Raw genomic sequence first — 5,960 nt, 5'->3', positions numbered from 1 at the left:
CGCGCTCGGCGACCGGTTCGGGGTCGGTGGTGATCCGCAGCCCCGGCAGCATCGCCGACAGATGCGCGGCTGTACGGCGGTTCGAGGCCGGCCCTCCCACACAGAACTCGGTGCGCTCGCCGAAGCCCTGGCGGACCGTGTCCTGGGTGGCGACCTCGGCGTGCGCCCCGCACTCCTTGATGAGCGCGGACAGCTCCAGCAGCGCGAACACATCGAAGCGGTGCACCGCGGGCTCGGTCGCGGCCGGGTCCCGGTTGACGACGAGCAGCGCCTCGGCGTGCTCCGGCAGCCCGAAGAAGGTCTGCTCGCGCCGGAGTCTGCGGCGCCAAAGGGAAGTACGGGCCAGCCAGCCCAAGGAGGCGGAGATGGCGGTCGCCACCAGGCCCAGGACGATGTTGCGCACGTCGTCGTTCATGGCCGCGCATGGTAGCGGGCCAGGGTGCCCTGGGCGTACCGGTGTTCGAACTGTGTCGGTCGTGTGGCGAGCGGCCCGGGCCTACTGTCGTTAGAGTGACAATCTGGCTACGCTGCGCTGACTGTCCCGACGGGAGGTACGGATGGGTCGTCCAGGCATGCGGAGACTGGCGGTTCTGACGGTGGTCTCGGCCGCCGTGGTGACGGTGGGGGCCGCGGCACCGCCGCCCGCCCCGAGGGCGAACGAGCCGGCCGCCAAGCAGGCGGTGGCCGTGGGCTACGGCGGTGCCGTCGCCAGCGTCGACAAGGACGCCACCGCCGCCGGTATCGAGGTCCTCAAGCACGGCGGCAACGCGGTGGACGCCGCCGTCGCCACCGCCGCCGCGCTCGGTGTCACCGAGCCCTACTCGTCCGGCGTCGGCGGGGGCGGCTACTTCGTCTACTACGACGCGCGGACCCGCACGGTCCACACCATCGACGGCCGCGAGACGGCACCGCGCAGCGCCGACTCCGATCTCTTCGTGGAGAACGGCAAACCGCTCTCCTTCAACGACGCCGTCAGCAGCGGACTCAGCGTCGGCACCCCGGGCACCCCCGCCACCTGGCAGACCGCCCTCGACCAGTGGGGCAGCCGGCAGCTCGGCAGCGTCCTGAAGCCGGCCGAGAAGCTCGCCCGCGACGGCTTCACCGTGGACGACACCTTCCGCTCGCAGACCGCCGACAACGAGACCCGGTTCCGCTACTTCCCGGACACCGCCCGGCTGTTCCTGCCCGGCGGCAAGCTGCCCGCCGTCGGCTCGACCTTCAAGAACCCCGAACTCGCCAAGACCTACGAGGAGTTGGCGAAGAAGGGGATGGGGGCGATCTACCACGGCGACATAGGCGACGACATCGTCAGGACCGTCGAGCACCCGCCCGTGGACCCGGCCTCCGGCTGGAACGCCCGGCCCGGCAAGCTCGCCGAGAAGGACCTCGCCGTCTACCGCGCCAAGCTCCAGGCGCCCACCAGGACGGCCTACCGCGGTCTGAACGTCTACTCCATCGCCCCGTCCTCCTCGGGCGGCACCACGGTCGGCGAGGCCCTCAACATCCTGGAGAGCTCCGACCTGTCGAAGATGAGCGAGACGCAGTATCTGCACCACTTCATCGAGGCCAGCCGGATCGCCTTCGCCGACCGCGGCCGCTGGGTCGGCGACCCCGCCCACGAGAAGGTCCCCACCCGCCAGTTGCTCTCGCAGAGGTTCGCCGACTCGCGGGCCTGCCTGATCAAGGACGACGCGGTCCTCACCAGCCCGCTCGCCCCCGGCGACCCGTACCACCCGAAGGACTGCGCCAAGGGCGGCAAGGCGGCGCCGACGACGTACGAGGGCCAGAACACCACCCATCTCACGGTGGCCGACAAGTGGGGCGACGTCGTCTCGTACACCCTCACCATCGAGCAGACCGGCGGCAGCGCGATGACCGTGCCCGGCCGGGGCTTCCTGCTCAACAACGAGCTGACGGACTTCTCCTTCACCCCGGCGAGCCCCTCCGTGCCCGACCCGAACCTGCCCGGTCCGGGCAAGCGGCCGCGCTCCTCGATCTCGCCGGCGATCGTCCTCGACGGCAACAACAGGCCCGTGGTGGCGCTGGGTTCGCCCGGCGGCGCGACCATCATCACCACCGTGCTCCAGACCCTGACCGAGTTCCTCGACCGGCACCTGCCGCTGGTCGACGCCATCGCCGCGCCCCGCGCCAGCCAGCGCAACGCGGCCCAGACGGAACTCGAACCCGCCCTGTACAACAGCCCGTTGAGAGCGCAGCTGGAGGCCATCGGCCACCACTTCACCCTCAACCCGGAGATCGGCGCCGCGACCGGGGTGCAGCGGCTGCCGAACGGCGAGTGGCTGGCCGCGGCCGAGAAGGTACGACGCGGTGGCGGCTCGGCCATGGTGGTGGACCCGGCCCCGTAGCCGCCGTACGCACGACCTGTACGAAGGTGCCGGAGGCGGCTCGCCTCCGGCACCTTCGCGCACGGGTCTCATCCGGCGGGCGGGGCCTGCGCGGCCTGCGGCGCCTCGGGCGTACGGAAGTCCAGCTGCCCGTCCCTGACGTCCACGGTGACCCGGCCGCCCTCGGAGACCGTGCCGTTCAGCAGCAGCCGCGACAGCCGGTTGTCCACCTCGCGCTGGATGGTGCGGCGCAACGGCCGGGCACCGTACTCCGGTTGGTAGCCGCGCTCGGCGATCCAGTCGACCGCCGCGTCCGTGAACTCCACCGCGACGCCCTGCCCGTCCAGCAGCCGCCGGGTGCTCTCCAGCAACAGGTCGGTGATCTGCCGCAGTTGCTCGCTCGTGAGCTGCCGGAAGACCACGATCTCGTCGATGCGGTTGAGGAACTCGGGCCGGAAGTGCTCGCGCAGCGGCCGCATGATCTGCTCCCGCCGCGCCTCCTCGTCGGCCTCCGCGCCGCCCGGTCCGAAACCGATCCCGGCGCCGCGCCGGGTGATCGCCTCGGAGCCGAGGTTGCTGGTCATCACGATGACCGTGTTGGTGAAGTCGACCGTGCGGCCCTGGGAGTCGGTGAGCCGGCCGTCGTCCAGCACCTGGAGCAGGATGTTGAAGACGTCCGGGTGCGCCTTCTCCACCTCGTCGAGCAGCAGCAGCGAGTACGGGTGCCGGCGCACCACCTCGGTGAGCTGCCCCGCCTCCTCATGGCCGACGTAGCCGGGCGGGGCGCCGACCAGCCGGGAGACGGTGTGCCGCTCCTGGTACTCGCTCATGTCGAGGCGGACCATGCGGTCCTCGCTGCCGAACAGCGCCTCGGCGAGCGCGCGGGCCAGCTCGGTCTTGCCGACACCGGTCGGGCCGAGGAAGAGGAAGCTGCCGATCGGCCGGGAGGGGCTGGCGAGCCCGGCGCGCGAGCGCAGCACCGCCTCGGCGACCACCGCCACGGCCTCCTCCTGGCCGACGACCCGCTGATGCAGATGCTCCTCGAGGCCGAGCAGCCGTTCCTTCTCCTCCTGGGTGAGCCGGCTGACCGGGATGCCGGTCTGCCGCGAGACCACCTCGGCGATGGACTCCGCGGTCACCTCCAGCTGCCCCTCGTCGGCCTGCTCGCCCCCGCTGGCCTCGGCGATGCTCCCCTTCAGCTCCGCGATCCGGTCGCGCAGCTGCTTGGCCTGCTCGTAGTCCTCGTCCGCGACCGCCTGGTCCTTGTCCCGGACCAGCTGGTCCACCTCGCGCTCCATCGCCCGCACATCGGTGCCCTTGGTACGGGCGCCGAGCCGGACCCGGGCGCCGGCCTGGTCGATCAGGTCGATCGCCTTGTCCGGCAGCCGCCGGTCGGTGAGATACCGGTCGGACAGCTCCACGGCGGCGACCAGCGCCTCGTCGGAGTAGCGGACCTGGTGGTGCGCCTCGTAGCGGTCGCGCAGCCCGCGCAGGATCTCGATGGTGTCCTGGACGGTCGGCTCGGGCACCAGGACCGGCTGGAAGCGGCGGGCCAGCGCCGCGTCCTTCTCGATCCGGCGGAACTCCTCCAGGGTGGTCGCGCCCACGATGTGCAGCTCGCCCCGGGCCAGCGCGGGCTTGAGGATGTTGCCCGCGTCCAGCGCGCCGCCCTCGCCGCCGGAGCCCGCGCCGACGACGGTGTGCAGCTCGTCGATGAACACGATCAGCCGGTCGGAGTTGGCGCGGATCTCCTCCACGATGTTGTTCAGGCGCTCCTCGAAGTCGCCCCGGTAGCGGGTGCCGGCCACCACCCCGGTCAGATCCAGGGCGACCACCCGCCGCCCGGCCAGCTGGTCCGGCACGTCCCCGTCGGCGATCCGCTGCGCGAGGCCCTCCACGATGGCCGTCTTGCCCACGCCCGCGTCGCCGATCAGCACGGGGTTGTTCTTGCCGCGCCGGGACAGCACCTCGATGGTCTGCTCGATCTCGGTGTCCCGGCCGATCACCGGGTCGACCCGGCCCTCCCGGGCCAGCTCGGTGAGATCACGGCCGTACTTGTCCAGCGTGGGCGTGCCGGTGGAGCGCTGCCGCTCCACCCGGACCTGGCCGGGGTTGCCCTCCGGCGGCTCCGGTGGCAGCCCGCTCGCCGGGAAGCGGGCCGCGTGCAGGATGTGCCCCGCCGCCGAGTCCGGGTTCGAGGCCAGCGCGCTGAGCACATGCTCGGGGCCGATGTAGCCCGCGCCGCTGGAGCGGGCCATGTCGTGCGCGTCCAGCAGGGCCCGTTTCACCGCGGGCGTCAGGGACAGCGAGGTCGGCGGCGGCACCTCGCCCGGCGGGTGCTGCACCGGGCCCGCCCGGTCGTCGATCTCGGTGGCGAGCGAGTCCGGATCGGCCCCGGCCCGGGTCAGCAGGCTCCGCGTGGGCTCGGCGGAGACGGCCGCGCGCAGCAGATGCTGGGTGTCCAGGTCCCGGCTGCCGTGCTCGGCCGCGTACTGCGCCGCCCCTTTGACCAGCTCCCGCGCCGGCTGGCTGAGCAGCCGGCCGATGTCGATGTGCCGCGGGCCGGGCGCGCTGTTGCCTCCGGCGGCGCCGCTGAAGAAACGGGCGAGGAATTCGCCGAAGGGGTCAGGAGGGTAGCCGTTGGTCATGGCGATGCTTTCCTTCGCTGACGGTGGCTCCGCCGGGTAACCCGGAGTGGGGCTGCTCATGCCCACGATGGCATGAAGTGAGGGGGTGGGCATGTCCGCCCGAGCGGGGGAACGGGCGCCCCTCAGGCGGGGACGCGCGCCGTCAGGATCCGGGGGCCCCGCTCCGTGATCGCCACCGTGTGTTCCGCGTGCGCCGCGCGGGAGCCGTCGCTCGTGCGCAGGGTCCAGCCGTCGGGGGCCTCGTAGTAGTCGTCCCGGCCGCCGCCGATCAGCATCGGCTCGATCGCCAGGACCAGACCGGGGCGCAGCGGGAAGCCGCGGCCGGGGCGGCCCTCGTTCGGTACTCCGGGGTCCTCGTGCATACGGCGGCCGATGCCATGGCCGCCGAAGTCCTGCGGGACGCCGTAGCCCGCCGTACGGCAGACCCGGCCGACGGCGTGGGCGATGTCGCCGATCCGGTTGCCGGCCACGGCCGCCGCGATGCCCGCCGCCAGCGCCAGCTCGGCGGTGTCGACCAGTCGTACGTCCTCGGGGCGGGCGCGGCCCACCACGAAGCTGATCGCCGAGTCGCCGGCCCAGCCGTCCAGCAGGGCCCCGCAGTCGATGGAGACCAGGTCGCCGTCGCGCAGCCGGTACCCGGTGGGGATGCCGTGCACGATCGCGTCGTTGACCGAGGCGCAGATCACCGCGGGGAAGGGGGTCGGCGCGAAGGAGGGGCGGTACCCGAGGAAGGGCGAGGTGGCCCCCGCCGCCCGCAGCACCTCCCGTGCCACCTCGTCGAGCTCCAGCAGCGAGACCCCCACGTCCGCGGCCTTGCGTACGGCACTCAGGGCCTGCCCGACGACCTGGCCCGCGGCATACATCGCGTCGATGGACGCTTCCGTCTTCAGTTCCACCATGCCAATTACTATACCGGTATTTGTATTGGGGGATGCGCCGGGAGGGCGGTATTTGAATGGGGGAGGGC

3 protein-coding genes and 1 pseudogene are annotated in these 5,960 nt (G+C 72.4%); 1 reads left to right on the top strand and 3 read right to left on the bottom strand.

What is annotated here, in order from left to right; translation table 11 throughout:
- Nucleotides 1-415: pseudogene (locus CCN72_RS40460) on the bottom strand (hypothetical protein); the annotation flags it as partial.
- Nucleotides 416-557: 142 nt separating this feature from the next.
- On the opposite strand from CCN72_RS40460, the gene ggt reads away from it, so the two are divergent.
- On the top strand, nt 558-2,366 hold the full coding sequence (ggt, locus tag CCN72_RS13475) for a gamma-glutamyltransferase (protein ID WP_086807735.1): 1,809 nt from the start codon (nt 558-560) through the stop codon (nt 2,364-2,366).
- Between the two features lie 68 nt (nt 2,367-2,434).
- Here the strand turns inward: ggt and CCN72_RS13470 are convergent, their stop codons facing one another.
- Nucleotides 2,435-4,993 (bottom strand): ATP-dependent Clp protease ATP-binding subunit, encoded by a 2,559-nt coding sequence (locus tag CCN72_RS13470; protein ID WP_086807734.1) that lies wholly within the window; start codon nt 4,991-4,993, stop codon nt 2,435-2,437.
- Nucleotides 4,994-5,115: 122 nt separating this feature from the next.
- Nucleotides 5,116-5,892 (bottom strand): type I methionyl aminopeptidase, encoded by a 777-nt coding sequence (gene map / locus CCN72_RS13465; RefSeq protein WP_086807733.1) that lies wholly within the window; start codon nt 5,890-5,892, stop codon nt 5,116-5,118.
- Between the last annotated feature and the right edge of the window lie 68 nt (nt 5,893-5,960).

This window comes from Streptomyces murinus (assembly GCF_002154555.1).
GTDB classification, from domain to species: domain Bacteria; phylum Actinomycetota; class Actinomycetes; order Streptomycetales; family Streptomycetaceae; genus Streptomyces; species Streptomyces murinus.
This window is presented reverse-complemented; position numbering and strand designations above follow the sequence as displayed.